Here is a 25213-nt window from a genome sequence, read left to right on the forward strand (position 1 = left end):
GCCCATGAATTTACAGAACCCGAAAAAATTTAAACTGCTGATTGATCAGGCACATGAGGTTGCCCTGAATGTCCTGCGTCCAATTTCACGTAAATATGATAAGGCGGAACATGCCTACCCGAAAGAACTGGATATGCTGGCCTCAGTGGTCGATGGCATGAATGCAGGTGGCGATGGCATGAACGCCGGCGCTGCGGTGAATAAACGTGGCGATACCGCCAGTGGCAATAAAAATGGCGTCAATATGTCCACCGCTTTAAGTATTGTCGAAATGTGTTATGGCGATACCGGCCTGCTGCTGAGTATGCCGCGTCAGGGTCTGGGGAACTCCGCCATTGCTGCGGTGGCCAATGACGAGCAGTTACAGCGTTTTCACGGCACCTGGGCCGCCATGGCCATTACCGAACCCGGCTGCGGCTCCGATTCAGCGGCAATTCGCACCACAGCGGTCGCAAATGGCGATGATTATATCCTGAATGGCGAGAAAATCTTTGTGACCTCGGGTGAACGCGCCGATGCCGTGGTGGTCTGGGCCACGCTGGATAAAAAGCTCGGCCGTGCTGCCATCAAGTCTTTTGTGGTGCCGAAAGGCACGCCCGGCATGACCGTAGAGCGATTGGAGCATAAACTCGGGATTAAAGCCTCCGATACTGCAGCCATCAGCTTTGTCGATTGCCGGGTGCCAGCCAGCAACCTGCTTGGCAATGCCGAGATTGATGTCTCCAAAGGCTTTGCCGGGGTGATGGAAACCTTTGACAACACCCGTCCTTTGGTCGCGGCCATGGCCATTGGCTGTGCCAAAGCATCCCTGGAACGGATCAAGCAGATTTTTAAACACGAGCTGGATGAGCATTATCAGACCACCTATTTACACAGCTCCCAGATAGCCGCGCAGATTTATCGGATGGAAGCCGAATGGGAAGCAGCGCGTTTATTAATGCTTAAAGCTGCCTGGATGGCCGATAACAAGCAGCCTAATTCCAAAGAAGCCTCAATTGCCAAAGCCAAAGCTGGCCGTGTCGGGAATGAAATTACCCTGAAGTGTGTAGAACTGGCCGCCGCTGTGGGCTATAACGAAGATGAACTGCTGGAAAAATGGGCGCGCGATTCCAAAATCCTGGATATTTTTGAAGGCACCCAGCAAATTCAGCAACTGATTATTGCCCGACGTGAACTGGGCAAAAGTTCCAGTGAACTTAAATAAGATACCGAGTACAGCATCAAGCGACATTTAAAGTCCAATAGATGTGTCTCAAATCTGCTCAAGAGATGAATATTTAGTGATAAAATTCATCTCTTTATCTTTTAGCACTGCGCTTATGTATTTTTTACGCCCGATTCAAGCCCAAGATAATCCTGCACTGGCCCGTATTATTCGTGAGGTTTCCAAAGAATTTGGACTGGCGCCGGAATCCGGTTTTGCCGTGGCCGATGCTGCGGTCGATGATTTATATGCGGTGTATTCACAGCCACACACACAGTATTGGGTCGTTACCAATAATCAAGGCGACATTTTTGGTGGTGGCGGTGCTGCGCCTTTGCAGGGTGATCCAAGCCGCCTGGAAATCCAGAAAATGTATTTTCTGCCAGCAGTACGTGGCTACGGATTTGCCAAACAGATTCTGGAACACGCTTTTGACTTTGCCCAGCAGGCCGGTTTTCAGTCCTGCTATCTGGAAACCACAGCATCACTGTGGCAGGCAGTGAAACTCTATGAAAAGCTCGGTTTTGTACATTTGTCTGCCCCACAAGGCCAGACCGGTCATAGTCATGCCTGTGAAATCTGGATGGAAAAGAGCGTTAAATGAACATGAATCTGGGTAACATCAACCGCCTGCGTACAAAAAAGCCCTACTCACCATAGGGCTGACTAAAACAGTCGAATGGATTTTTCTATACTTAATCTGCCTTCAGGCCGAACTTTTTAAATAGGCTTAAACGGCGTTTCGGCTGGATATTGGCTTTGTTTAAATCACCTTTATAATGCTTGAACACGCGTTTATCCATCATTTTAAACCATAGCGGTGGAATCAGCGCCGGCAGCAACATACTGGCATAACCGCTTGGCAATTCAGGCGCTTCATCAAAATGTCGCAAGGCCTGAAATGGACGGGTCGGATAGGCATGATGATCGGAATGACGCTGTAACTGATATAAAAACAGATTGGTGACAATATTATTGTTGTTCCAGCTATGTTCCGGCTGGGTACGCTCATATTTGCCCTGCGCATCTTTTTGTCGAAGCAAGCCATAATGCTCAATATAATTGACCAGTTCAAACAGGCTGATGGCATAAAAGGCCTGCGTGCTTAAATACGGCACAATGCCTTTCCCAAAGCTGGCCAGCATTCCGGCATGAAATAGCGCACTCATGCCCCAACCTTGTAGCAATTCATTGTCTTTGGACCAGAAATTCTTGCCTTTGCGTTTTAAACGCTGGGTTTCAATTTCAATTGCCGATTTAAACGAGCCTTTCACCGTACGTGGCCAGAATTCATAAAAGGTTTCGCCCATACGGGAAGACGCCGGATCTTCTGGAGTTGCAGCGCGTTTATGATGCCCATACGGATGTTCAATCCGGAAATGGTTATAACCCGATGGTACCAGTGCCAGATGCGACAGATAATGCTCCAGTTTGGAGGATTTATGGCTCAGTTCATGTGCAGTATTAATCGCCACCCCATTAACCAGTCCCATCGACGCACCCAGAAAAATTTTATCCAGCAGCGAAGTCTCTTTACGTGAGACCAGATAGGCCGCATAAATATTGGCGATATACTGCAAAGGAATAAAACTTTTTACCAGACGGGAATAATACGGGTCCTGCTCCAAGAGCTTGACCTCTTCCGGGCTTGGATTGTGCTCATCTTTACCAACCAGAGTATCAATGCTGGGAATAATCACATGAATTAACAGTGGTCCACCTAGGGCAAATACAGTTTTAAATGGTTTCGGTGCAAACTGGTAACCGGCCAGAATCCCAATACCCAAAACCGGTAAAAATGGGCTAATCAGCCATAAATAACGTTTTTTATCTAAAGCCAGACCGGATTTTCCAAGTAAAAATTGCTGTTGTTGTTCTGTGAGCTGTAGCGGAGCATTCATTGCCTGCACTTCCATCCTGCTTAACTTATCTATATATTTCAGCAAACAAGCCACAGAGAACAGTTGCAAACGTCCAAAAAAGCTATGTAAACGTCTTTGGCCCACATTGCCTGAAATTGGCCTTTCATCACACGATAAATTCAGGCTTAATGACCAAATAGCTAAGCTTGAAATAAGAAGATATCAACCCGGTATGGATGCTTTAAGTAAAATTTTTGATGATATTCATCTCAACAAATCTGAATTTATCTATTTGAATCCACAGGGAAACTGGGCATTTCAATATCAGGATCACAGCGCCATTATTGCCTATGTGGTACTAAGTGGTGAATTATATCTGGAATTATCGACCCAGCGTCAGGTCTATGCGCAGGCCGGTGATATTGTGCTGATTCCTTCCGGCGGTAGCCATGTTGGCAAAAGTAGCACGCAACTGGAGTGGCTAGATGCCCTGGATATTAGTGACCTGTTTCAGCAGAAACGCCAGCAGACCATCGAGTTTGGTGAAGCATCCGGTGAAAAATCATTTATTTTAGCCATGCACGGCACAATGGACAGCATTATGGCCAAGCCGCTGTTAAATGCCTTGCCGGACTATATGCATATTCATCATATTATGAGCAGCACTGCGCCGGAATGGTTGCAAATTGGCTTACAGTTTCTGGCAGTAGAAAGCCATCAGATCCGGCCCGGCCGCGATAAAATTCTTGATCATCTGATCAGTATTTTATTTATTGAATGTGTGCGTGATTATATTGCCCAGCTGAATGATTCTAATAACTGGCTCAGTGCCCTGACCCATCCGGAACTGTCCAATGCTTTAACCGCCATTCATGGACAACCGGAAAAAAGCTGGACCGTCGAAACCCTGGCCGAACAATGCTGCATGTCGCGCTCAAAATTTGCCAATCTGTTTGCCCAGATTGTTGGTGAATCGCCACTGGCCTATTTACAGCAACATCGCTTAAGACTGGCGGCTCAATATTTACGTCATGGCCAGCTCTCAATCCAGCAAATTGCCTATAAAGTTGGCTATTCTTCTGAAACCGCCTTTAGCCAGACTTTTAAAAAACAGTTTGCCCTGACCCCAAGCCAGTACCGGCAGCAGTTTCAGCAGGCTCTTATAAAATAGCCAGAATCGCCGCTACCGGGTCTTCACAATTGCCGGATAGCAGCTGTTTATGCATGGTACGATGCTGCATCACCTGAATTTGTGCAGCTTCAATATGCATCAGCTTTTCAATTTCATGCGCCAGACGCTCTGGTGTAGCCTCTTCTTGAATCAGCTCTTCAATGACTTTTTTGCCGGCAATAATATTCGGTAGCGAGTAATACGGAATTTTAACCAGCAGTTTGGCAATCCAGTAGGTAATCCGGTTGAGCTTATAAAAAGTCACCATTGGACGATGCAATAACATCGCTTCCAACGTTGCAGTACCTGAAGCCAGCGCAACAATATCCGCTGCATTCATGACCTGACGGCCAATTTTTGATTCTGTATCGGTATTTTCCAGCAGACTAACCCGTGATCTCAGATCAGCAGCACAATGCTGTAATAAACTTTCAATCTGCTGTTTACGCGCATCGTTAATGGCGGGAATTAAGAAGTGATAGTTTTGATATTTGGCAGCCAGAATTTCAGCGGCTGCCAGAACCAATGGCCCTAAACGCTCAATTTCACCACGACGACTACCGGGCAATAAGGCAATATGCTTTTGCGAAGCTTCCAGCCCCAGTTCCAGTTTAGCATCGGCCAGATTATTATCGACAGGCAACTGACTCGCTAATGGATGCCCGACAAAGGCAGCCGGAACCTGCCATTTTTGATAAAAGGCTTTTTCAAATGGAAATAAACACAGCACCAGATCAATATTGGCTTTAATGCCGTGGACACGGCCCTGACGCCATGCCCAGACCGAAGGACTGACATACTGCACGGTTTTAATGCTTGGACTTTTCTGCTTCAGGCTTTTCGATAAACGCAGGTTAAAATCCGGCGCATCAATCCCAATAAAAACATCGACCGGCTCCTTGCTCCACTGTTCAACCAGTCCATCACGCACGGCAAACAGCTTTTTAATGTCTTTTAAGACTTCAACAATGCCCATGACCGACAAAATATCCATCGGATAATAGCTTTTAAAGCCTTCAGCAATCATTTGCGGGCCGCCAATACCTTCAAATTCAGCCTCAATGCCTTGCTCACGAAAACGGCGGATCAGTCTGGCACCCAAGGTATCCCCAGAAACTTCTCCCACCACAATGCCTATTTTCAGTTTTCGTTTTTGCAAGACCTTGCTCCTTCAATTGCTGCGTGGAATTTTAACATATTCTGCTTGAAGTGACTGTAACGACTGTTTGTCCTGAGCTGAGAAAAAATTCAGGTTTTTCTATATTTTAACTGCTTTGTTTTTATACAGCATGACTATCAGGTTTGATTGATGATGCTGTGCTGGGCCCATTCATTTATCACGCTTTCACCGCTTTATCTCACTCTATTCCACCTGACTTGCAGTTTCATGACCATTAACTGCTTTTTATCATGCTGAAAGATTGATCAAATAAAATCCAAAACCCCAACACATGTCATCCCTATGTAATGACACTGAATACACAAATAATAATTTTAAAGTGAAATTTCCTGCTATTTTTAATCTTTTTATCTTTCCATTTTGCTGCGCTGTCATCACAAAATCCGTCTATTCGGCCCTGCACATCCTGATCTTTTTACTAAAAAATCCCCTTTTTTTCAGCTTTAAATCCAGCAGATTTCAGATAGATCTACTCCACGCTGTTTCACTATAAATGTTGATCTTTTTCTCATCTTTAGCATTTTTTAGAATAAGCAAATCATTAATCATGCCAACGACTTATATCCGAAAGTCATAAGATAAGCACGTTTTTTGATGTATGGCATATCCCCATGTTTGGTGCAGTTGAGTTTATTTTGGCAGGTGTTTTGGTTGGCTTCTGTGTAGGTGTGACCGGTGTAGGCGGTGGTTCGTTAATGACCCCGATTTTAATCAGCCTGTTTAAGATTGAACCGCACATTGCCATTGGTACCGATCTGCTCTATGCCGCAATTTCCAAATTCTGTGGTTCACTAGTCCATGCCAAAAAAATGAATATCGTCTGGCCAATTGTGATCTGGCTGTCTGTCGGCAGTATCCCGGCGTCTTTTGCAACGCATTGGGTACTCGACAACTATTTAAGCCAGTCCACGCATTATAAAGCTGTGCTGACCATGGTCTTGGGCTTTATGCTGACCCTAACCGGCATATCTATTATTTTCCGCAGCCAGATTGAAAAATTCTTCAACAAATATCGCAAACATGAATTGCCAGATATGACCCAAGACCTGGAAAAGGTCGACCTGAAGGCCACCAACAAACGTGTGATGATTGTGGTGATGGGAATTGTCCTGGGTGTGTTCGTCACCCTATCTTCGGTGGGTGCAGGTGCGTTTGGCATTATGGCGCTGGTGCTTATGTTCCCGAACTTGCCGATGATCCGCATTATCGGCTCCGATGTCGTCCACGCAGTCTTACTGACCTTTGTCGCCGGTATGGGGCACATGACCTCGGGCAATGTCGATTTTGAGCTGCTGATGTGGTTACTGGTCGGTTCTATTCCAGCAATTGTGGTCGGTACTTTAGTCAGTTCACGTTTACCTGAAAAAATTATCCGTAAAGTGCTGGGCATTACCCTGTTTGCGCTTGGAGTGAACTTTATGCTGAACCCGGTCAAATCCAAACCGGCACAACCAGTTGAAGCGGCGATGGTGGTGAGCGCTGAAAAAACATCGCCAGTTTAATTTATCTCTGCGATTCATCACTTTTTTTTCAATAATCTATTGATCTTTTTTATAACAATAGGCTGCTATATTCGTGTTATATTCAGGCTATTAAACAATCTTGTATACGATTAAACCAGTGACGGCAATGAACACTTTACAGTCTAACCCTATTACACCTTCAGATATCGATGATGTGAATATTAAAAGCATCCAGCCACTTGTGACTCCTGCTGAACTCAAAGCAGAACTTCCACTGACTGACTCTGCTTATTACACCGTACTGAAAGGTCGTGAAACCATCCGCAATATTCTTGATGGTAAAGACAAACGTCTGTTTGTGGTCATTGGGCCTTGCTCGATTCATGATCCTGTGGCAGCACATGATTATGCAGACCGCCTGAAAGTGCTGAGCGAAAAAGTAAAAGATACCTTATACATCGTAATGCGGGTGTACTTTGAAAAACCGCGTACGACCGTGGGCTGGAAAGGTCTGATTAACGACCCGGACATGAATGACTCTTTCAATATTGAAAAAGGTCTGCGTATTGGCCGTAAACTGCTGCTGGAACTGAATGAAAAAGGTCTGCCTTGTGCCACTGAAGCACTGGACCCGAACTCTCCACAGTATTATCAGGATCTGATTTCCTGGTCAGCGATTGGTGCGCGTACCACAGAAAGCCAGACTCACCGTGAAATGTCTTCTGGCCTGTCTTCACCGGTTGGCTTTAAAAATGGTACCGATGGCGGCTTAACTGTTGCGACCAACGCAATGCAGTCTGTAAAACATGGTCACAGCTTCCTGGGGCTGAACGAACATGGTCAGGTGTCGGTAATTCGTACCAGCGGTAACAACTATGCGCACGTGGTATTGCGTGGTGGTAATGGCAAGCCAAACTATGATGCTGGTTCAGTCGCCGATGCAGAAGCAGCTTTAATTAAAGCCAAAGTCAGCACCAAAATCATGATTGACACCAGTCATGCCAACTCCAACAAAGACCCGTACCTGCAACCACTGGTCTTAAAAAACATCACCGAACAGATTTTAGATGGCAATAAATCAATTGTCGGGATTATGGTCGAAAGTCATTTAAAAGGCGGTCGTCAAGATATTCCTGCAAATCTTTGCGATTTGGAGTATGGTAAGTCTGTTACCGATGGATGCATCGACTGGGAAACCACTGAAAAATCCCTGCTTGAGATGCATGAAGCATTGAAAGAGGTTTTAGCCAGCCGCTAAAACTGACTCAAAAACGCCATCGTCAAGATGGCGTTTCCATTTCAGTTGCAGGAAATTTTATCTGATGAATGAAATTGAAACCGCTTTAAGCCAAATTGATCACTTTCAGTTTGTGCATGAACACCTGTACACATCCGGCCAGCCGAATGCGGAACAGTTACGTCAGATTAAAGAATATGGCATTACCACTGTGGTCAATGTCGCACTGAGTGATGCCGAGCAGCATCTAGCCAATGAAGATAAAATCTGTCTGGAACTGGGCCTGAACTATGTACAACTGCCCATCTCTTGGGAAACCCCATCTGACGCCCAATGTCTGCTGGTTTTAGACCTGATTGATCATCTGGTACAGGATCAGATGGTCTGGCTACACTGCGGCACCAATCAGCATGTCAGCAGCCTGATGTATTTGTATCGTCAGTATTATATGAATATGGACATGCCAACCGCGCAAGAAATGTTGCACCAGATCTGGGAACCGAATGAAACCTGGACCGGTCTGATTCACGCTGTTGCCTTACAACTTCAGGGCCGTAAAGCAACCCAGGAACTGCAAATTTCCTTAATGAAAACCGATCACTTTGCGTGACAAATTAACACCGTAGCTGTAGCCAGAATTCCTTCCTGACGGCCGGTAAAGCCTAATTTTTCCGTGGTGGTGGCTTTAATGCTGATTTGAGTCACATCCACATCCAGCACATCGGCAATACTCTGGCGCATTTCCAGATTGTGCTTAGCCAGTTTCGGGCGTTCACAGGCCACGGTAATGTCGGCATTATTCAATAGATAACCGCGGTCTAAAATCAGCTGATAAACATGCTTCAGCAACACCCGGCTGTCAGCGCCCTTAAATTCAGGATCGGTGTCGGGAAAATGCTGTCCAATATCGCCCAGTGCCAATGCACCCAATAAGGCATCGCATAGCGCATGTAAAATCACATCCCCATCTGAGTGGGCTTTCAGAGCATGGGTATGTGGAATTTTAACCCCAGCCAATGTCACAAAATCGCCTTCTTCAAAGGCATGTACGTCTATTCCCTGCCCAATTCGTATTTGTGCAACCATATTCAACTCCTTCAGAAATAAACGATTGAAATCTTGTATTCACAGTTTCTCTTTCGCTATAGTTAGCTTACGCAAGCTAATGAAAGTATAAGCGATCATGCTGTTGAAAACCGAGATGAATCTTATAAAAATCATTGGAACCCTGTTGTTTTTGGGCGCCGCGGGCACCCCGCTGTCGCATGCACAGAAAATCAATTGCGAGCAGGCCAACACGCCTGCTTTCAATAAAATCTGCCATGCCGATTTACAGGAGATTCGTGAGCAGCTCAATGATCAGTTTCTGACAGCTTTTCTGGTGACCGATGCCCCGCTGCGTATTCTGCAAGATACCCATCAGCTCTGGTTTAAACGTGCGCAGCAGTGTAAAACCACCGAGTGTTTTAAACAACAGTTTGAAGCGCGTCTGGATCAGTTAAATTTCTTTAGCTCGATGAACCAGAGCATGACCCAGCATTATCTGAAATTTGAACAGGGACAACTGGCCAAGCAACCGGTACATTTGCAGATTCATCAACTGAATAAAGACAGTATTAAAATTGAAGGTGTGGCCTATCGCAGTCCAAACAACAAGCTAGATACCCAAACCATTTCCTTACTGGCTTATACCTCACCGCAGCAAAAGCAGCATATTATTGACAATGAACATGACTGCAATTACCAGCTCGACTTCCAGAAGGCTTATTTAGCCGTGCGTACTGAACAAAAAGGCTGCGAGCGTTTTAGCGGTATTTATCGTCTGTATGATTAAAACCTGACAGCGCTTTACATCACCCACCACAAAATCAATGGTAAACTGAACGCCGCACACACAGTCTGCAGGCTAATCACACTAGCCATCAGCTGGCTATCTCCCCCCAAAACTTTGGTCAGAATATAAGCCGATGAGGCCGTCGGTAAGGCAAAAAACATCACCAGAATCTGGGTATGTAGGGCCGGCAGATTCAATGCCAGACAGGTCGCCAACGCAATCATCGGCATCAACAGCAAGCGTCCAAAAGTGTTTAATAACAAGGTCCGCAGATCTTTACGCAGCCCCTGAAACTGTAATGCTGCACCAATACACATCAAGCCCAATGGCAAACTGGAAATGGCAATCTGTTTTAAATAATTTTCAAAGCCAATCCATAAGCGTAAATTCAGCAGATTAAACACCCCGCCTGCAATACAGCCTAAAATTAAGGGATTTTTCAATAATGATAACAGGATGGATTGCAAGCGCATCCCTTCTGAATTGGTCAGGGCCAAAACCGAAAGCACATTGACCAGAGGAATGCAAAACACCAGCAGAATAGCAAACAGCGCCATACCCTGCTGATAAAACAAAGACGCCGACAGCGCCAGACCGATATAGGTATTAAAACGCACCATGCCCTGCATATACACGCCAAAACGTGCCGCTGCAGTGCCATACAGCGCCTTGAGGATATATAACAGACAAACCGCAATCAGCAGGGTCAGACCCGCTCCCAGCATCATGTGGCGAATTTCGCTGGCCTGAATTTCAGCATGCGCCAGGCCCAAAAACAGCATCACCGGGAACAGCAGATAGTAGTTGAGCTTTTCTGCACCGTGCCAGAATTTATCTTCTAAAAACCTAAAGCGCTTGAGTACATAGCCCAACGCAATCAGAAAGATTAAAGGAAATAGCGCAACCAGAATTATATTTGCCATCGTTTATCCATACATATCGCGGTCTGCCCAGGACGGCAGCATCTCAATCCATTTTTTTAATGGCAGTTCAAAATCTTAAAGCAAAAAGATATTTTATTTAAAGCCTGAGTATAAGCCAAATAGTCCGTTGAATTGACAGCGATTTGCTTCATTTTGATGGATTTATTTTGCCAGAACCCGGCAGATGATCAGCATCTCTCCTAAAGCCCTGTTACTTTAAAACAGAGCTTAACTGAATGTTCTCATTACCCGGTCACCGGATAATGCTGCGCAATTTCCTGACTAATCATCAATGCTGTCGCCGCAGATAAGGTCCAGCCCAGATGCCCATGGCCAGTATTATAAAATACCCGTGGATGCTGGCCCTGCCGAATCACCGGCATCATATTTGGCATCATCGGACGTAAACCTGCCCACGGCACCACGCTTTCGGTTGAAATATCAAAATTCCGCTGCACCCAGCGCACCAGTGGCTGAATCCGGTCATGGCGAATATCGCGATTATAACCATTAAATTCGGCCGTTCCGGCAATCCGCAGCCGATCTGTGCCTAAACGTGAGGTCACAATTTTGGCACTTTCATCTAACAGACTGACCCAAGGTGCCTGCTTTTGGCTCTGTTCATCCTGTAAATTGACGGTAATGGAATAGCCTTTGACCGGATAAACAATGACCCGATCACCTACCTGTCGCGCCAATTGATAGCTCCTCACACCGCCGCAAATCAGCACGGCATCGGCATGTAAGGTTTCCACCATCGGCTGATCTGCCAGCGGATCTTCAATGGCTGGCCGATAACTCAGCTGTACCTGCTGGGCGTCTAGCTGAACATCATGAACATCCCGGCCGAAAATATAACGTACACCCTGCTGCATGGTGACTTGAGCCAGCCCCACCGTGAATTTATGAATGTCGCCGGTGGCATCTCCCGGGCAGTAAAAACCTGCATAATATTGCCCAGTTAGACTTGGTTCAATCTGTCGGATTTCATCCAGACTGACCTGATAACGCTCCAGCCCCCCCTGACAGAGCAAATCATTGACCCGAATTGCAAAGTCAAAATCCGCTTTATTATGATAAAAATGTAAAATTCCACGTTTTTCCAGATTGAAATCAATCTGTTCCTGTTCTGCAATTTCAAATAAACGTTTGCGTGCCAGAAGTGCCAGGCGCACTGTTTCCTGGGTATTGTGTTCATAGTTGCGGATATTGCTTAAGAACTCGATCAGCCAGCCATACTTATGCAGATCAAATGCAGGATTTAATAAGAGCGGCGCCGACTTTTGCGACATCCATTTCAGGCCTTTCAGTACAGTGGCTTTCTGATTCCAGACTTCTGCATTACTGGCCGATAACTGGCCACCATTGGCATACGATGTTTCCATCGCCGGGTATAAATGCCGGTCAATCACCGTGACCTGATAGCCTAAACGCATCAGCTCGTAGGCTGAAGTGACCCCGGTAATTCCTGCACCAATGACAACAACATGCGGCATAAAACGCTCCTTGGAACAGCTGTTCCAGACGTGATGCCCCATCTGTCAGGGTACCTGAGAGCTTCGATTGAACTGATGTTCAGCCCAACCATCCCCTTCGGTGAGCACTGCGCGTGCTTCTCTCCAGATTTTTGAATTATTACGGTCCTTTTGCCTGAGAGTTTCCGGGGTCGTTGCTCCTTCGGCGAGCACCAAGTGCCGCTCTCCCGCAATAATTTTTATTGTATAGCTTGAATATGAGCAAAATCCGGGCCAAGCACGAGTAGAAATTTGTATCTGATGTTCAAGAAACCTCAAAATCTGGATATAAAAAAACTGCCCCAATTGGAGCAGTTTTTTGAATCAGCTTCAAACAGCGTGTTAGCGTACAATCCCGCGTTTAGACTGTTCTAAGGAATCAATTAAACGCTGTGCTTCTGGCACTTCTGGCAGAATCTCTGCACGGATTTTCTGAATGGCTTCTTCAGTGGTTAATCCTGATTTGTAAATCAGTTTAAAGGCGTCCCGTAATCCTTGAATCACATTTTTCGACCAGCCTTTACGACGCATACCTTCAATATTCATAGCAAAAGCATGCGCAGGATTACCCGAAACCATCACATAGGCCGGGACATCTTTCAGAATTAAAGATGCGCCACCAATCATACTGTAAGAGTCAATTTTACAGAACTGATGAATACCCGAGTTTCCACCCACCACCACATAATCACCGACATGCACGTGCCCTGCGACACCGACATTATTGGCAAAAATATTGTGATCACCCACGATACAATCATGTGCAATATGTGTATTGACCATCAACAGGTTGTGGCTACCAATTTTAGTGATGCCTTTGTCCTGAACCGTCCCGCGATGCAAGCTGGAATGTTCACGAATCAGGTTATAGTCACCAATTTCCAGCCAAGTTTCTTCACCCTGATATTTCAGGTCCTGACAGACTTCGCCTACACTTGCGAACTGGAAAATCTCATTATGCTCACCAATACGGGTATAGCCACCCACCACCACGTGTGAATGCAGCTTTGTACCCGCACCAATGCTGACATTCGGACCAATAATACTATAAGGTCCAATTTGCACATCAGGCGCAATGACTGCAGAGGAGTCAATTATAGCGGTGGGGTGAATGAGGGGGTTATTGCTCATGCTTGCTCTGTTTTCTGATGCGAAATCATAATTTCCGCGGTTGCTGCAACAATGCCATCGACCGTGGCGATACAATTATATTTGTAAATACCACGTTTCTGCATTACTAATTCAGATTTTAATACAAGTTGGTCGCCTGCAACCACTTGTTTTTTAAATCTAACTTTTTCGGCACCGGCAAATAGGAATAATGCACCCGCAGTCGGTTTCTGATTATTCATAATAAAGCCAAGCACGCCTGAAACCTGTGCCAGCGCTTCTACAATTAACACCCCTGGCATAATTGGATATTCAGGGAAATGTCCTTGTAAAAACTCTTCATTAATCGAAACGTTCTTATAACCCACAATCCCATTGTCAGTTACATCAACGATTCGATCTACCAATAAGAATGGATAACGATGTGGCAAATATTCACGGATGGTTTGAATATGCATTGGCAATTCAGGTTTCGTAAATGTTGGGGTATTCGACTCAGTCATCATAATTATTTACGCAATTTTAAAGTTGATTCAAGGGACTCAATTTGAGTCTGCATATGATCGAGTCTTTTCTGCAATTGGGTCAATGGCACATCTGCTAATTGTCTAAAGCGAATCACCGCGCGTTTCCATTGCGCATTTGGTAATGCACCGGTGCCCGAAGAATAGGTTCCTGGTTCAGAAATACTCTTTGTGACCATTGACATTCCGGTTAAAGTCACGTTGTCAGCAATAGAAAGATGACCAGAGACTCCACATGCCCCTGCCAGAATACAGTTTTTGCCAATGATAGTACTGCCGGCAATACCGCATTTTGCAGCGATCGCAGTATTGGCCCCTACTTTCACGTTATGCGCGATTTGCACAAGGTTATCAATTATGACACCATGTTCCAAAATGGTGTCATCCAGCGCACCGCGGTCAATACTACAATTCGAACCAATTCGTACATCATTACCAATCTGTACTGAACCTAACTGTGCAATACGGTGCCATTTGCCCTGATACGGAGCAAAACCAAAGCCTTCACTTCCAATTACGGTATTGGCATGAATGCGGACCCGATCAGCAATTTTGGCTTCGCCGGTAATGGTGACATGCGAATCAATAAAACATTCTTTACCAATTTCAACAAAATCATCAATTTTGCTGTGCGACTGGATAATGGTTTTATCACCCACCACACAATTCTCACCCACCACCACATAATGGCCAATATAAGCACTTTCAGAAATGATCGCTGAGGGATGAATTTGTGCGGTACTTTCAATACCCGTTTGGGTGTGCTTACGCTCAAAGACATGGGTTAAAATCGCAAACGCCAAATACGGATTTGCCACCACAATAAAGTTCTGATGCGTATCAAGCTGCTGCTGTAACTCGGGCGTGACAATTAAAGCACCCGCTTTAGACACTTTTGCCTGCTCCACATACTTGTCAGCATTGACAAAAGCAATGTGCTGCGGTTTAGCAAGCTCCAGGCTCGCTAAACCCTGGAGACCTAAATCGGCCTGACCGACCAGCTCGCCCTGGACCAGACGAGCAAGTTCTTCTAAGCGATAATGTTGATAACTCATTGATTACTTGATTGCATTAACCTTTTGAATCATTTTATCAGTTAAATCATACTTAGGGTCATAGGCAAGTGCTGAGTTTTTGTTCAAAACCACATCTAAATTATTTTCTTTACGCAATTGTTCTGCTGCCTGCTTGATACGCTGCTCAAAACTGTCATTCATTTTTTGCAGATCAGCCTGCACTTTGGTCTGCAAACTTTGCTGTAAAGTATTAAATTCTTTGAGCTTGGCCTGATACTGCGCCGACAATTTCTGCTTATCGGCTTCAGATAAGTTCGCTGACTGCTGAGCACGTTGCTGTAACGTTTCTAGCTCTTTACCCAGCTGTTCAAGTTTAGTGGTTTGAGGTTTAAGCGATTGTTGCAATGCACTATTTTGCTGTTTTAAATAGCTGCTGCTTTCAACCACACGCTCTAAGCTGACCACACCATAACCTGCCGCCTGTGCCACTGCGGCACAGGACAGTGTGAAACCTAAAACCGCCAGTTGTATCTTCTTCATCTTGATCTATACCTATTTCAAGCATCCATGAACAGACCGTACTTAGAACGTACGGCCAATTTCAAACTGGATATTCTTGGTTTCATCACCTGGTTTTTCATTCAGCGGATATGCATAACTTAAGGACAATGGGCCAATCATAGTAATCCAGGTAAAGCCTACACCGACGCTATAACGCATATTGCCAAAGTCAAAGCCAAAGTTATCTTCACAGTACTGTTTACTACTTACTGAATCCCCATTTACGAAAATATCGTTATTAGAAACATTACATTGAGTATCGAATACTTGTGCACCTTCAGCAAAAATCACCGGACGAACCTGACGTGCCCAGTCCCCTTTAAATGGTACCGGCAAAGCCAGTTCAGTACCAAACTGTACTAAAGCATTACCACCCACTTCTTCTGGAGATGGATCAGTCTTTCTAATATCAGAGAAATAAACACCTGGATATTTTGGTCCTAAGGTACTGTTGTCATAACCACGTACCGAACCATAACCACCGGCATAGAAGTTCTTATAGAATGGTAAGTCATTACCATAACCCACCTTACCATAGCCACGCAGCACAAAATCTTTGCCCAGCGGATAATAGGCCTGTGCATCATAGGTAACTTTTTGATATTCCACATCACTGCCCGGTAAAGCAATTTCTGCATTCACCCGATGCGACATCCCCATTGTTGGGAAAATCGGACGGTTAAGGGTATTATATGACCAACCTAAATTTAGGTTATAAGTCAGGAAGTCACCCTTAAACTCTCGACCATATGGGATGGTTTGAACTAGAGTTCCATTTTCATCCACACACTCCCCATCTGCATTGATATTTGCTGGACAATGATCGCCTCTTTGTGTTTCTCGACCACCATGGCTTTCTAAATAATCTGCCACATAAGTCGATACATAAGGACCAGTTGTCACTTCAGTATTATCAATATTTAAGCCCGCACTAATGCTCTGGTTTTCATCAATTGGATAACCAAAGTTAATTCCGCCACCAAAACTGTCGGTCACATAGTTGTTAACGTTATAGTCATCATCCAGTTTGGTTTTACGGTAGTACATATTATAACCGCGACGTACACCATCAATAGTAAAGTACGGATCAGTTACGCTTAGGTTATAGTAGTCCTGTGTTTCAGAACGCGACAAGTCAATCGACACGGCATTACCGGTGCCCAAGAAGTTGGTCTGGCTTAAACCGGCCTGGAAAGTTACACCGCCACTTTGCGAGAAACCCACCGCCAAGGTACTGGTACCAGAATGCTGTTCTTCCACCGCAACGTTAAGATCAACCTGATCCGGTACATTCGGAACACGCACCGGTTTAATATCCACGGTTTTAAAGAAACCAGTACGTTCTAAACGGACTTTAGACAGGTCAATTTTTTCGTTACTGGCCAATGCACCTTCCATCTGGCGCATTTCACGACGTAGCACTTCATCGGCAGTTTTGGTGTTACCACTGAAGTTAATCCGGCGTACTGTGACTTGCTGACCCGGGTTGATGTAATAGTTCAGATCAACCTGTTTGGTTTCTTCATTAATTTGTGGCACCACATTCACTTCTGCATAGTAATAACCGGCATTACCATACTTGCGAAGCAGCAGCTGCTTAACCGCATTGACCTTTTCTTGCGAATAGGTTTCACCATCTTTATAGATTTGCAGCGCTTTTAATTCTTCTGGTGCATATAAAGCATCGCCCAGGAATTTGGTTTGACCAAATTTGAACTGTTCGCCTTCATCAATCGACACCTCAATGAAGATGTGCTGTTTGTCTTCACTTAAGTTCAGGCTCGAATTATTGATATTAAAGTTGATATAACCACGGTTTAAATACAGCGCACGTAAAGCTTCCAAGCTTGCTGCCATTTTCTCACGCGCATAACGGTCATTACGTGAAATCACAGAAGCCCAGCCACTTTCTTTGACTGCAAAGGCCTGTTTAATTTCGCTGTCTTTAAAGACGGTATTGCCAATGATATTAATATCAAAAACTTTGGCCGCTTTACCTTCAATAAACTCGATAGTCAGGTCGACGCGGTTATTCGGACGTGCTGTGGTAATGACTTTGACATCGGCATCATAACGGCCTTGCTGCATGTATTGCTGTTCAAGTTCCGATTCTAGTGTTTGCAAAGCAGACTTTTTCAGCACTTCACCTTCAGCCACGCCCATTTTCTTTAAGCCTTCTTCAAGGGCTTCTTTTGGAATTAATTTATTGCCTTTAAATTCGACTTTCGAAATGATCGGACGTTCTACCACCTGAAACACCAAGGTATCGCCTTGCTGGGCAGCTTTAATATCATCGAATAAACCTGTGGCATACAGGCTGCGAATTGCATTTGCAATGGTGGCATCGTTGACACGATCACCACTATTTACAGGAATCATTCCATAAACATTGGCTGGCGTTAAACGAACAAGTCCGTCAATTTGTATATCTCTTACGATAAATTCATCTGCTGCATATACTTGTTGTACTGCTGCCATAGCACTAACCAGTGCCAGAGGCATAAATAAATGTGTGTGCTGCATGCCAGTCTTTTCCAATGTTAAATTTATTGCCTATCCACGTTGTTATAAACGCATAAAATCATTAAATAATGCCAGAAGCATCATGCTACCGAGCAATACCATACCAATTTTTAAACCAACTAATTGTATTTGTTCAGAAACAGGTTTACCACGAATTAGTTCTATAAAATAATAAACCAAATGTCCACCATCCAGCATTGGAATTGGCAGTAAATTTAGAATACCCAAGCTTACACTCATTAGGGCCATAAACGAAATAAAAGTTTGCCAGCCCATTTCAGCGCTTTGTCCTGCCACCTTGGCAATGGTAATCGGGCCAGACAGGTTATCTAAACCAATCAGACCACGCACCATTTTGACGATAGAGTTCAAAATCATCGAAGAGATTTGACCGGTTTTATCGACCGCCATCATTAAGGCTTCTGTAGGACTATATTGAATGGTTTGTTTATATTCTTCAGGAATTGTTATTTTTCCAGGGTCACTTTGTACACCTAACATACCGGTGGTGTTGCCCATATTGTCGCGTTTGGCTTGCGGCATAATTTCCAGCTGTACCCGCTGATCTTGGCGCAACACGTCAATCTTCAACAGTTTCTCTGGCGATGCCTGTACCACTTGTACCACATCGTACCAGTCTTTCATGACAACACCGTCAATCGCCAAAATCTGGTCACCTTCTTTCATCCCTTGACGAATGGCCGCACCATCTTCACTCAGTTTGCTGACCACCGCTGGAATATTCGGACGATATGGCGTGAAACCCAGTACCTCAAGCGGTGACTGAGATTGATCTTTCAAGAAATCTTGAATCGGTAATTGAAAGTTTTGGAGCTGGCCATCACGGTTGGCCTGAATATGAATGGTGCCTGTTTCACCGGCACGATCGACCAAAGCAAAATTCAGTTTTTCCCAGGTGCTAACCTGGGTACCATCGACTGCGGTAATCCGGTCACCCGGCTGCATATTCACTTCAGCCGCAGGCGTTTGTGGCAAGACTTTCCCAACACGGGTATTCAGCTGTTCCTGAGACGGTAAAAACAGAATCCAGAACAGTACAATCGCAAAAACCAGATTAATTAAAGGACCTGCCGCGACAATCGCGATCCGTTTCCACGGATGCTGACGGTTAAAAGCAAAAGGCAGATCTTTTTCTGCCACATTGCCCTCACGTTCATCCAGCATTTTGACATAGCCGCCCAAAGGCAAAGCCGAGAGCTGATACTGAATACCTGATTTCTTCGAGGTCCATTTCAGCACTGTCGGGCCAAAACCAATAGAATAAACCAGGACTTTGACCCCCAGTTTGCGTGCAACAAAGTAGTGCCCAAATTCATGAATTGCAATTAACGGCCCCAACAAAAGAATGGCCGCAACAATAATAAATAAGGCACTCATGTCTTAGCTTCCTGTCTGAATCACACACTGCTGTGCAAAAGCACGGGCATTCTGGTCTGCCTGAAGAATGGTTTCAATTGAATCTGCGGCGCGATTGGCCAGATGATTCAGGGTCTGTTCAACAATTTCTGGAATCTGGGTAAACCCAAGCTGGTTTTGCAAGAAAGATGCCACTGCAATTTCATTGGCCGCATTTAGCAAGGTCGGTGCAATACCACCTGCCTGCATGGCCTGACGTGCCAGCTTTAAGGCCGGGAAACGCGTGGTGTCCGGTGCCTGAAAATTCAGCTGTGAATGGATAAATAAATCCAGCGGCGGAACATGCGTCTGCAGACGTTCCGGCCAGGCCAACGCATGCGCAATTGGCGTACACATATCCGGATTACCCATTTGCGCCAAAGTTGTTCCATCGACATATTGAACCATGGAGTGAATAATACTCTGTGGATGCACCACCACTGTAACAAATTGTTCTTTTACTGCGAACAAATGGCAGGCTTCAATCAGCTCCAGACCCTTGTTCATCAGGGTGGCGGAATCGACGGAAATTTTTTGACCCATAGACCAATTGGGATGTTTACAGGCTTGCGCCGGGGTCACACTGTGTAACTGTTCCAGACTATGATTTAAAAATGGCCCACCCGATGCGGTCAGCAGAATCTGCTGCACACCCAGTTTTGGTTGACCATTACGCTCGACCTCAAAATAGTTTTGCGGCAGGCACTGGAAAATTGCATTGTGTTCGGAATCGACCGGCAATAATAAAGCGCCATGATCACGCGCTGCCTGCATCATCAGGTCACCGGACATCACCAGGGCTTCTTTATTGGCCAGTAGCACGCGCTTACCGGCCTGCACTGCGGCCAACGTTGGCATTAAACCTGCGGCACCAACAATTGCCGCCATCACCACATCCACTTCAGGATGTGAAGCCACAGCTATTAAACCAGCTTCATCACAGAGGATTTCAATATCGGCAAGATTGGCCTGCTGTAACAGCTGTCTTAAGGAATCGACCTGTGCAGCAGGTACCACGGCCACTTTGGGATGAAACTGTTTGCATATTTCAACCAACTCAGCAATACGACTGTGAGCCGTTACGGCATATACCGAATATTTTTCAGGATGTTGTTGCAGTATTTTTAAGGTGCTTTGACCAATTGAACCTGTAACACCCAATATACAAACAGCTTGTAACATCTATAAATCTACGCCAATAAGTTTCAGTACATACATGCTTGCAGCAAAGATTGGAGCCGCTGCGAGCAAGGAGTCAATGCGGTCCAGCACTCCACCATGTCCTGGCAGAATACGACCAGAGTCTTTAATTCCGGCACGGCGTTTGATCATGGATTCAAACAGATCGCCCAGTACCGAACTAAACACGGTTATCATGGACAGAATCAGGAATAAAATATGTTGGGTCAGGCTTAAGTCCAGATAGACAATTTCTACAAACAGCACAATCAGGATGGCGGTAAACACGCCACCATATAAACCTTCCACCGATTTGTTTGGACTGACATGTGGTGCCAGTTTCTTTTTACCAAACTTGCGTCCGACAAAATAAGCGCCAGAATCTGCACCCCAAACCAGCAGGAACAGATACATCAGCCACCACGGTGAATGGGTCCAGACCACATAAATGGCAGTCACGGCGGCAGAAATGAGCACAAAGCCAATAAAGTTCAGGCTTGGATTGTACCAGCCATCATATTCAGGATAGGATTTGACCCAATACAGGCTGAGCAGCCAGGTTAAAATTGAGGCTGACCAAAGCAATAACGCAATATCACTAAAATATAAAGCAAGCGCGGAAAGAGCGGCGGTCACCAGACCATAACCCCAAGCCATGGGCTTGATGACATATTTTGTTGTTCTTGGCATGAGTTTGAACCACTCATAGCCCGCAACCCCTGCTGCAAAAATCATCAGCACAAACATTGGATAATGGGACTGAGTTGCAAACATACAGCTCAGCACCACAGCGACCAATACCAATGCGGTAATTATCCGCTCTAACATGTATTAATTCTCAAGTTTCTCTTGTTGGATTTGCTCTGAAGTTTTTCCAAAGCGACGTTCGCGTCCTGCAAACACATGAAACGCATCATCCAGCTCTTCCACACTAAACTCTGGCCACAAGGTCGGAGTAAAGTACAGTTCGGCATACGCGGCCTGCCAAAGCAAGAAATTGGACAGCCGATAATCACCACCCGTACGGATCAACAGGTCCACAGGCGGTAAATCGCCCAGGCACACATATTGACCGAACAGCGTGCTATCAATCTGTTCCAGCACGACTTTATTGGCCAGTACATCAGCCGCAATCTGTTTGGCTGCTTCTGCCATATCCCACATGCCCCCATAACTGATAGCAATGGTTAAAGTCATGCTACTGAACTTAGCAGTCCTTTGTTCAGCATGCAACATCAAGTCACGAAGATGTGGGGATAAACGGCTGCGATCGCCAATAAAACGCAAGGCAATCTGGTATTTTTCCATGCGCGGCATTTGCTCATGAATCGTGTCTTCCAGCAATTGCATGAGTAAATCAACTTCATATTGCGGACGATTCCAGTTTTCACTTGAAAATGCAAAAACGGTGAGTGCCTGAATGTGTTTGCTGCGACAATAGTCAACAATCGGATCTAGAATATTTTTACCTTCACGGTGACCGTCGCCTTTTTGCAATTGATTTTTCTTGGCAAAACGGTTGTTGCCATCCATGATGATGGCAACATGTTTTGGAAGCGTCTGACAGTCTTCAGATGTGGTCATCGACAATTAGACCTTCATCAACTCAGCTTCTTTGGCAACCAAACGCTTGTCGACTTCAGCAACATATTTGTCGGTGATTTTCTGGATATCATCGCCTGCACGACGTTCATCATCTTCAGAAATTTCTTTTTCTTTCAATAATGCTTTGATATCGCCTAAGACATCACGACGGATGTTACGAATCGCCACTTTGGCATTTTCCGCTTCAGAACGTGCAACTTTCTGCATGTCTTTACGGGTTTCTTCAGTTAAAGCTGGTAATGGTACACGAATCGAGTCAGCAGTAATCGGGTTCAGACCGAGGTCAGACTCACGAATCGCCTTATCAATTGCAGACACCATAGTACGTTCAAATGGCTGTACGATTAGAGTACGTGAATCTTCAACACCCACGTTCGCCACCTGGTTTAACGGCACATCTGAGCCATAGTAAGGAACCATCACACCGTTCAAGATTGATGGATGGGCACGGCCGGTACGAACTTTGGCAAAACCTTGCTCCAAAGACTCCAGAGTCTTTTGCATACGCTGTTCGCTGTCTTTTTTAAGATCGTTAATCATATGATCTTCCTTACTTAATTCTTAAAGATGTAATTACTAAAATAGCGTGTAGTATAAAGAGCTTTCAGGCCCACGTACATTAGTTCGTAACGTGAGTTCCTTCTTTTTCACCCATAACCACTGAAAGTAAAGCACCGGCTTTATTCATATCGAATACCTGTAACGGTACATTGTGGTCACGGCATAAGCAGATTGCGGTTAAATCCATCACGCCGAGCTTTTCATCTAACACCTGATCGAACGTCAGGGTGTCATATTTCACCGCATCTTCGTATTTGCTTGGATCTTTGTTATAAACGCCATCTACCTTGGTGGCTTTCAGAATCAGATTGGCTTCAATTTCAATACCACGCAAGCAGGCTGCCGTATCTGTGGTAAAGAACGGGTTACCTGTACCGGCAACGAATACGCACACTTCACCTTGAGTTAGGTGGCGAATTGCATCACGGCTTGAATAAGATTCTACAACGGTACCAATTGGTAGTGCTGAAAGCAGACGTGTTTTAATGTTACGGCGTACTAAAGCATCACGCATGGCCAGACCGTTCATCACAGTCGCCAGCATACCCATCTGGTCACCAGTCACACGACCGACCAGACCGTCTTTTTGTAACTGGCTGCCACGGTACAGGTTACCGCCACCAACCACGATACCCACTTGCACACCCAGACCGACCAGGTGCGCAATTGCCAAAGACATCTGATCAAGGATTTGGGCATCAATCCCCATATCCTTGTTACCCGCCAGTGCCTCGCCTGAAAGCTTCAGCAAAATACGTTCATAACGTGGCTTTTTAGAATCCAACATCATCAAACTCCAAAGTATTTAATTTAAATTTTTTCTGTATACCAGTACTTAAGCAGATTTGATCGCAATCAGCTTGGCAAATAAATCGTATTCATCTGCATCGGTAATTTCGACTTCAAGCAAATCGCCTGCTTTAATTTTTGACTTGTCGATATCTTCAACAAACACGTTACCATCAATTTCAGGTGCATCTGCATAAGAACGCGCAACGGCAACCGGGAATTCTTCTTCCAGATCATCCACCAGCACAGTCATGGTCTGACCAATACGTTTTTGCAGTTTTGCGGCTGAAATTTCCTGCTGCACCTGCATGAAACGTTCATAACGTTCCTGCTTGATTTCTTCCGGCACATGGTCTGGCAGATCATTCGCGGTTGCACCTTCAACCGGTGAATAGGTGAAGCAACCAACACGGTCAAGCTGCGCTTCTTTCAACCAGTCCAGCAACATCTGGAAGTCTTCTTCGGTTTCGCCCGGGAAGCCAACCACGAAGGTGGAACGAATCACCAGATCCGGACATTTTTCACGCCATACATTTAAGCGCTCTAGTGTATTTTCACTGTGCGCCGGACGTTTCATCAGCTTGAGGATTTTCGGACTGGCATGCTGGAATGGAATATCCAGATACGGCAAGATTTTACCTTGCGCCATCAGGTCAATCACACCATCGACATGCGGATAAGGATAGACATAGTGCAAACGGACCCAGATACCCAACTGGCCCAGGGCTTCACACATGTCATAGAATTTGGTTTTAACCGGCTGGCCGTTCCAGAAATCCAGCTTGTATTTGGTATCCACACCATAAGCTGAAGTATCTTGAGAAATGACCAGAACTTCTTTTACACCAGCACGTTTCAGCGCTGCGGCTTCTTCCAGAACAGAACCGACCGGACGGGAGACCAAATCACCACGCATGCTCGGGATGATACAAAAAGTACAACGGTGGTTACAGCCTTCTGATATTTTCAGGTAAGCATAATGTTTCGGGGTTAAACGGATCCCCTGTTCTGGCACCAGATCAATAAACGGATTGTGCTTTGGTGGCTCCGGCACATACTGATGCACGGCATCCATAACTTCTTCATAGGCTGCTGCACCAGTCACTTTTAAGACATTCGGATGCATTTGACGAATCTTGTCTTCGTCTTTACCTAAACAGCCAGTCACAATGACGCGACCATTGGCATTCATGGCTTCGCCAATGGCGTCTAAAGACTCTTGTACTGCAGATTCAATAAAACCACAGGTGTTAACCACGACTAAATCAGCACCGTCATAATCCGATGCGACATCATAACCTTCAGTCTTTAACTGAGTTAAAATTCGTTCAGAATCTACCAATGCCTTAGGACAACCTAAAGAAACAAAACCGACTTTGGGGGACTTCATGAATCTGCGCTCCACTAGAATGCGCGTATTGTATGACTTTTCTGGCCATAAAAATAGAGAAATAGCCCACTCTTTGCATAATGCACCAAAATACAACCACTAAAGCCGGCTTATACACAATATTGCACCATTTTGATTCACTTTTGGTTTA

The 25213-nt window shown here is 45.2% G+C and carries 24 protein-coding genes and 1 riboswitch; of the genes, 7 read left to right on the forward strand and 17 right to left on the reverse strand.

Annotated features, from left to right (window positions below; all coding sequences use genetic code 11):
* Positions 1-4: 4 nt before the first annotated feature.
* Both VF685_RS01280 and VF685_RS01285 read left to right on the forward strand, forming a co-directional pair.
* Complete coding sequence (locus VF685_RS01280) at positions 5-1204, forward strand: acyl-CoA dehydrogenase family protein (protein WP_440203520.1); 1200 nt, start codon at positions 5-7, stop codon at positions 1202-1204.
* A 115-nt stretch (positions 1205-1319) separates the two neighbouring features.
* Positions 1320-1808 (forward strand): GNAT family N-acetyltransferase, encoded by a 489-nt coding sequence (locus VF685_RS01285; protein WP_253096885.1) that lies wholly within the window; start codon positions 1320-1322, stop codon positions 1806-1808.
* A 91-nt stretch (positions 1809-1899) separates the two neighbouring features.
* On the opposite strand, the gene VF685_RS01290 is transcribed toward VF685_RS01285, so the two are convergent.
* A complete protein-coding gene (locus VF685_RS01290) occupies positions 1900-3105 on the reverse strand; it encodes an alkane 1-monooxygenase (RefSeq protein WP_168381374.1) in 1206 nt (401 codons plus the stop codon).
* Positions 3106-3298: 193 nt separating this feature from the next.
* Between VF685_RS01290 and VF685_RS01295 the strand changes: the two genes are divergently transcribed.
* Positions 3299-4237, forward strand: a complete 939-nt coding sequence (locus VF685_RS01295) for an AraC family transcriptional regulator (RefSeq protein ID WP_016658191.1) — start codon at positions 3299-3301, stop codon at positions 4235-4237.
* Here VF685_RS01295 and lpxB read toward each other — a convergent pair.
* Complete coding sequence (lpxB, locus tag VF685_RS01300) at positions 4227-5396, reverse strand: lipid-A-disaccharide synthase (RefSeq protein ID WP_016658192.1); 1170 nt, start codon at positions 5394-5396, stop codon at positions 4227-4229. The two genes, VF685_RS01295 and lpxB, sit on opposite strands and share 11 nt — an antisense overlap.
* Before the next feature lie 632 nt (positions 5397-6028).
* On the opposite strand from lpxB, the gene VF685_RS01305 reads away from it, so the two are divergent.
* The 3 genes from VF685_RS01305 to VF685_RS01315 all read left to right on the forward strand — a co-directional run bounded on the left by VF685_RS01305 (position 6029) and on the right by VF685_RS01315 (position 8727).
* Positions 6029-6919 (forward strand): sulfite exporter TauE/SafE family protein, encoded by an 891-nt coding sequence (locus VF685_RS01305; protein WP_104490724.1) that lies wholly within the window; start codon positions 6029-6031, stop codon positions 6917-6919.
* Positions 6920-7046: 127 nt separating this feature from the next.
* Positions 7047-8138, forward strand: a complete 1092-nt coding sequence (locus tag VF685_RS01310; protein WP_286384798.1) for a 3-deoxy-7-phosphoheptulonate synthase — start codon at positions 7047-7049, stop codon at positions 8136-8138.
* A 64-nt stretch (positions 8139-8202) separates the two neighbouring features.
* Complete coding sequence (locus tag VF685_RS01315) at positions 8203-8727, forward strand: protein tyrosine phosphatase family protein (protein ID WP_016658194.1); 525 nt, start codon at positions 8203-8205, stop codon at positions 8725-8727.
* Here the strand turns inward: VF685_RS01315 and ispF are convergent.
* Positions 8715-9203, reverse strand: coding sequence for a 2-C-methyl-D-erythritol 2,4-cyclodiphosphate synthase (gene ispF / locus VF685_RS01320; protein ID WP_005177629.1), 489 nt, complete (start codon positions 9201-9203; stop codon positions 8715-8717). The two genes, VF685_RS01315 and ispF, sit on opposite strands and share 13 nt — an antisense overlap.
* Positions 9204-9300: 97 nt before the next feature.
* Here ispF and VF685_RS01325 point away from each other — a divergent pair, with 97 nt between their 5' ends.
* Complete coding sequence (locus tag VF685_RS01325; RefSeq protein WP_005177627.1) at positions 9301-9951, forward strand: A1S_1983 family putative colistin resistance protein; 651 nt, start codon at positions 9301-9303, stop codon at positions 9949-9951.
* Between the two features lie 14 nt (positions 9952-9965).
* On the opposite strand, the gene VF685_RS01330 is transcribed toward VF685_RS01325, so the two are convergent.
* The 14 genes from VF685_RS01330 to rimO all read right to left on the reverse strand — a co-directional run bounded on the left by VF685_RS01330 (position 9966) and on the right by rimO (position 25062).
* Positions 9966-10874 (reverse strand): AEC family transporter, encoded by a 909-nt coding sequence (locus VF685_RS01330; RefSeq protein WP_104488970.1) that lies wholly within the window; start codon positions 10872-10874, stop codon positions 9966-9968.
* A gap of 245 nt (positions 10875-11119) precedes the next feature.
* Complete coding sequence (locus tag VF685_RS01335) at positions 11120-12370, reverse strand: D-amino acid dehydrogenase (protein WP_286384796.1); 1251 nt, start codon at positions 12368-12370, stop codon at positions 11120-11122.
* 132 nt (positions 12371-12502) lie between these two features.
* Positions 12503-12589, reverse strand: a riboswitch (glycine riboswitch).
* 141 nt (positions 12590-12730) lie between these two features.
* Positions 12731-13519 (reverse strand): acyl-ACP--UDP-N-acetylglucosamine O-acyltransferase, encoded by a 789-nt coding sequence (gene lpxA, locus VF685_RS01340; protein ID WP_016658197.1) that lies wholly within the window; start codon positions 13517-13519, stop codon positions 12731-12733.
* Positions 13516-14001 carry a 3-hydroxyacyl-ACP dehydratase FabZ gene (gene fabZ / locus VF685_RS01345; protein WP_087662207.1) on the reverse strand — a complete coding sequence of 162 codons (486 nt, stop codon included), beginning with the start codon at positions 13999-14001 and terminating at the stop codon, positions 13516-13518. Before fabZ ends, lpxA begins: the two co-directional genes overlap by 4 nt.
* 5 nt (positions 14002-14006) lie before the next feature.
* Positions 14007-15077, reverse strand: coding sequence for a UDP-3-O-(3-hydroxymyristoyl)glucosamine N-acyltransferase (lpxD, locus tag VF685_RS01350; RefSeq protein ID WP_075174889.1), 1071 nt, complete (start codon positions 15075-15077; stop codon positions 14007-14009).
* A gap of 3 nt (positions 15078-15080) precedes the next feature.
* Positions 15081-15578, reverse strand: coding sequence for an OmpH family outer membrane protein (locus VF685_RS01355; protein ID WP_163170073.1), 498 nt, complete (start codon positions 15576-15578; stop codon positions 15081-15083).
* 42 nt (positions 15579-15620) lie between these two features.
* Positions 15621-18122, reverse strand: coding sequence for an outer membrane protein assembly factor BamA (bamA, locus tag VF685_RS01360; RefSeq protein WP_286384795.1), 2502 nt, complete (start codon positions 18120-18122; stop codon positions 15621-15623).
* A 42-nt stretch (positions 18123-18164) separates the two neighbouring features.
* The gene (rseP, locus tag VF685_RS01365) at positions 18165-19520 is read right to left on the reverse strand and encodes an RIP metalloprotease RseP (protein WP_163141956.1); all 1356 of its coding nucleotides are present in this window, start codon (positions 19518-19520) and stop codon (positions 18165-18167) included.
* A gap of 3 nt (positions 19521-19523) precedes the next feature.
* On the reverse strand, positions 19524-20720 hold the full coding sequence (gene ispC / locus VF685_RS01370) for a 1-deoxy-D-xylulose-5-phosphate reductoisomerase (RefSeq protein ID WP_005177604.1): 1197 nt from the start codon (positions 20718-20720) through the stop codon (positions 19524-19526).
* The gene (locus tag VF685_RS01375) at positions 20721-21545 is read right to left on the reverse strand and encodes a phosphatidate cytidylyltransferase (RefSeq protein ID WP_016658203.1); all 825 of its coding nucleotides are present in this window, start codon (positions 21543-21545) and stop codon (positions 20721-20723) included. It abuts the gene before it with no gap.
* 3 nt (positions 21546-21548) lie between these two features.
* Positions 21549-22301, reverse strand: coding sequence for a polyprenyl diphosphate synthase (uppS, locus tag VF685_RS01380; RefSeq protein ID WP_163170071.1), 753 nt, complete (start codon positions 22299-22301; stop codon positions 21549-21551).
* 6 nt (positions 22302-22307) lie between these two features.
* Entirely contained in the window at positions 22308-22862 is a 555-nt protein-coding gene (frr, locus tag VF685_RS01385) for a ribosome recycling factor (RefSeq protein ID WP_286384794.1), read from the reverse strand.
* Positions 22863-22941: 79 nt separating this feature from the next.
* Positions 22942-23670, reverse strand: a complete 729-nt coding sequence (gene pyrH / locus VF685_RS01390) for a UMP kinase (RefSeq protein ID WP_005177594.1) — start codon at positions 23668-23670, stop codon at positions 22942-22944.
* Positions 23671-23718: 48 nt separating this feature from the next.
* Positions 23719-25062 carry a 30S ribosomal protein S12 methylthiotransferase RimO gene (gene rimO / locus VF685_RS01395; protein ID WP_286384792.1) on the reverse strand — a complete coding sequence of 448 codons (1344 nt, stop codon included), beginning with the start codon at positions 25060-25062 and terminating at the stop codon, positions 23719-23721.
* Positions 25063-25213: the final 151 nt, after the last annotated feature.

It is taken from the genome of Acinetobacter sp. Brlt_5 (assembly GCF_051949055.1).
GTDB classification, from domain to species: Bacteria; Pseudomonadota; Gammaproteobacteria; order Pseudomonadales; family Moraxellaceae; genus Acinetobacter; species Acinetobacter indicus.

Bases quoted from the DNA above. Each gene is read 5' to 3' on its own strand.
- VF685_RS01280 (WP_440203520.1), top strand. From the start codon at position 5: ATGAATTTACAGAACCCGAAAAAATTTAAACTGCTGATTGATCAGGCA.
- VF685_RS01285 (WP_253096885.1), top strand. From the start codon at position 1,320: ATGTATTTTTTACGCCCGATTCAAGCCCAAGATAATCCTGCACTGGCC.
- VF685_RS01290 (WP_168381374.1), bottom strand. From the start codon at position 3,105: ATGAATGCTCCGCTACAGCTCACAGAACAACAACAGCAATTTTTACTT.
- VF685_RS01295 (WP_016658191.1), top strand. From the start codon at position 3,299: ATGGATGCTTTAAGTAAAATTTTTGATGATATTCATCTCAACAAATCT.
- VF685_RS01305 (WP_104490724.1), top strand. From the start codon at position 6,029: ATGTTTGGTGCAGTTGAGTTTATTTTGGCAGGTGTTTTGGTTGGCTTC.
- VF685_RS01310 (WP_286384798.1), top strand. From the start codon at position 7,047: ATGAACACTTTACAGTCTAACCCTATTACACCTTCAGATATCGATGAT.
- VF685_RS01315 (WP_016658194.1), top strand. From the start codon at position 8,203: ATGAATGAAATTGAAACCGCTTTAAGCCAAATTGATCACTTTCAGTTT.
- ispF (WP_005177629.1), bottom strand. From the start codon at position 9,203: ATGGTTGCACAAATACGAATTGGGCAGGGAATAGACGTACATGCCTTT.
- VF685_RS01325 (WP_005177627.1), top strand. From the start codon at position 9,301: ATGCTGTTGAAAACCGAGATGAATCTTATAAAAATCATTGGAACCCTG.
- VF685_RS01330 (WP_104488970.1), bottom strand. From the start codon at position 10,874: ATGGCAAATATAATTCTGGTTGCGCTATTTCCTTTAATCTTTCTGATT.
- VF685_RS01335 (WP_286384796.1), bottom strand. From the start codon at position 12,370: ATGCCGCATGTTGTTGTCATTGGTGCAGGAATTACCGGGGTCACTTCA.
- lpxA (WP_016658197.1), bottom strand. From the start codon at position 13,519: ATGAGCAATAACCCCCTCATTCACCCCACCGCTATAATTGACTCCTCT.
- fabZ (WP_087662207.1), bottom strand. From the start codon at position 14,001: ATGACTGAGTCGAATACCCCAACATTTACGAAACCTGAATTGCCAATG.
- lpxD (WP_075174889.1), bottom strand. From the start codon at position 15,077: ATGAGTTATCAACATTATCGCTTAGAAGAACTTGCTCGTCTGGTCCAG.
- VF685_RS01355 (WP_163170073.1), bottom strand. From the start codon at position 15,578: ATGAAGAAGATACAACTGGCGGTTTTAGGTTTCACACTGTCCTGTGCC.
- bamA (WP_286384795.1), bottom strand. From the start codon at position 18,122: ATGCAGCACACACATTTATTTATGCCTCTGGCACTGGTTAGTGCTATG.
- rseP (WP_163141956.1), bottom strand. From the start codon at position 19,520: ATGAGTGCCTTATTTATTATTGTTGCGGCCATTCTTTTGTTGGGGCCG.
- ispC (WP_005177604.1), bottom strand. From the start codon at position 20,720: ATGTTACAAGCTGTTTGTATATTGGGTGTTACAGGTTCAATTGGTCAA.
- VF685_RS01375 (WP_016658203.1), bottom strand. From the start codon at position 21,545: ATGTTAGAGCGGATAATTACCGCATTGGTATTGGTCGCTGTGGTGCTG.
- uppS (WP_163170071.1), bottom strand. From the start codon at position 22,301: ATGACCACATCTGAAGACTGTCAGACGCTTCCAAAACATGTTGCCATC.
- frr (WP_286384794.1), bottom strand. From the start codon at position 22,862: ATGATTAACGATCTTAAAAAAGACAGCGAACAGCGTATGCAAAAGACT.
- pyrH (WP_005177594.1), bottom strand. From the start codon at position 23,670: ATGTTGGATTCTAAAAAGCCACGTTATGAACGTATTTTGCTGAAGCTT.
- rimO (WP_286384792.1), bottom strand. From the start codon at position 25,062: ATGAAGTCCCCCAAAGTCGGTTTTGTTTCTTTAGGTTGTCCTAAGGCA.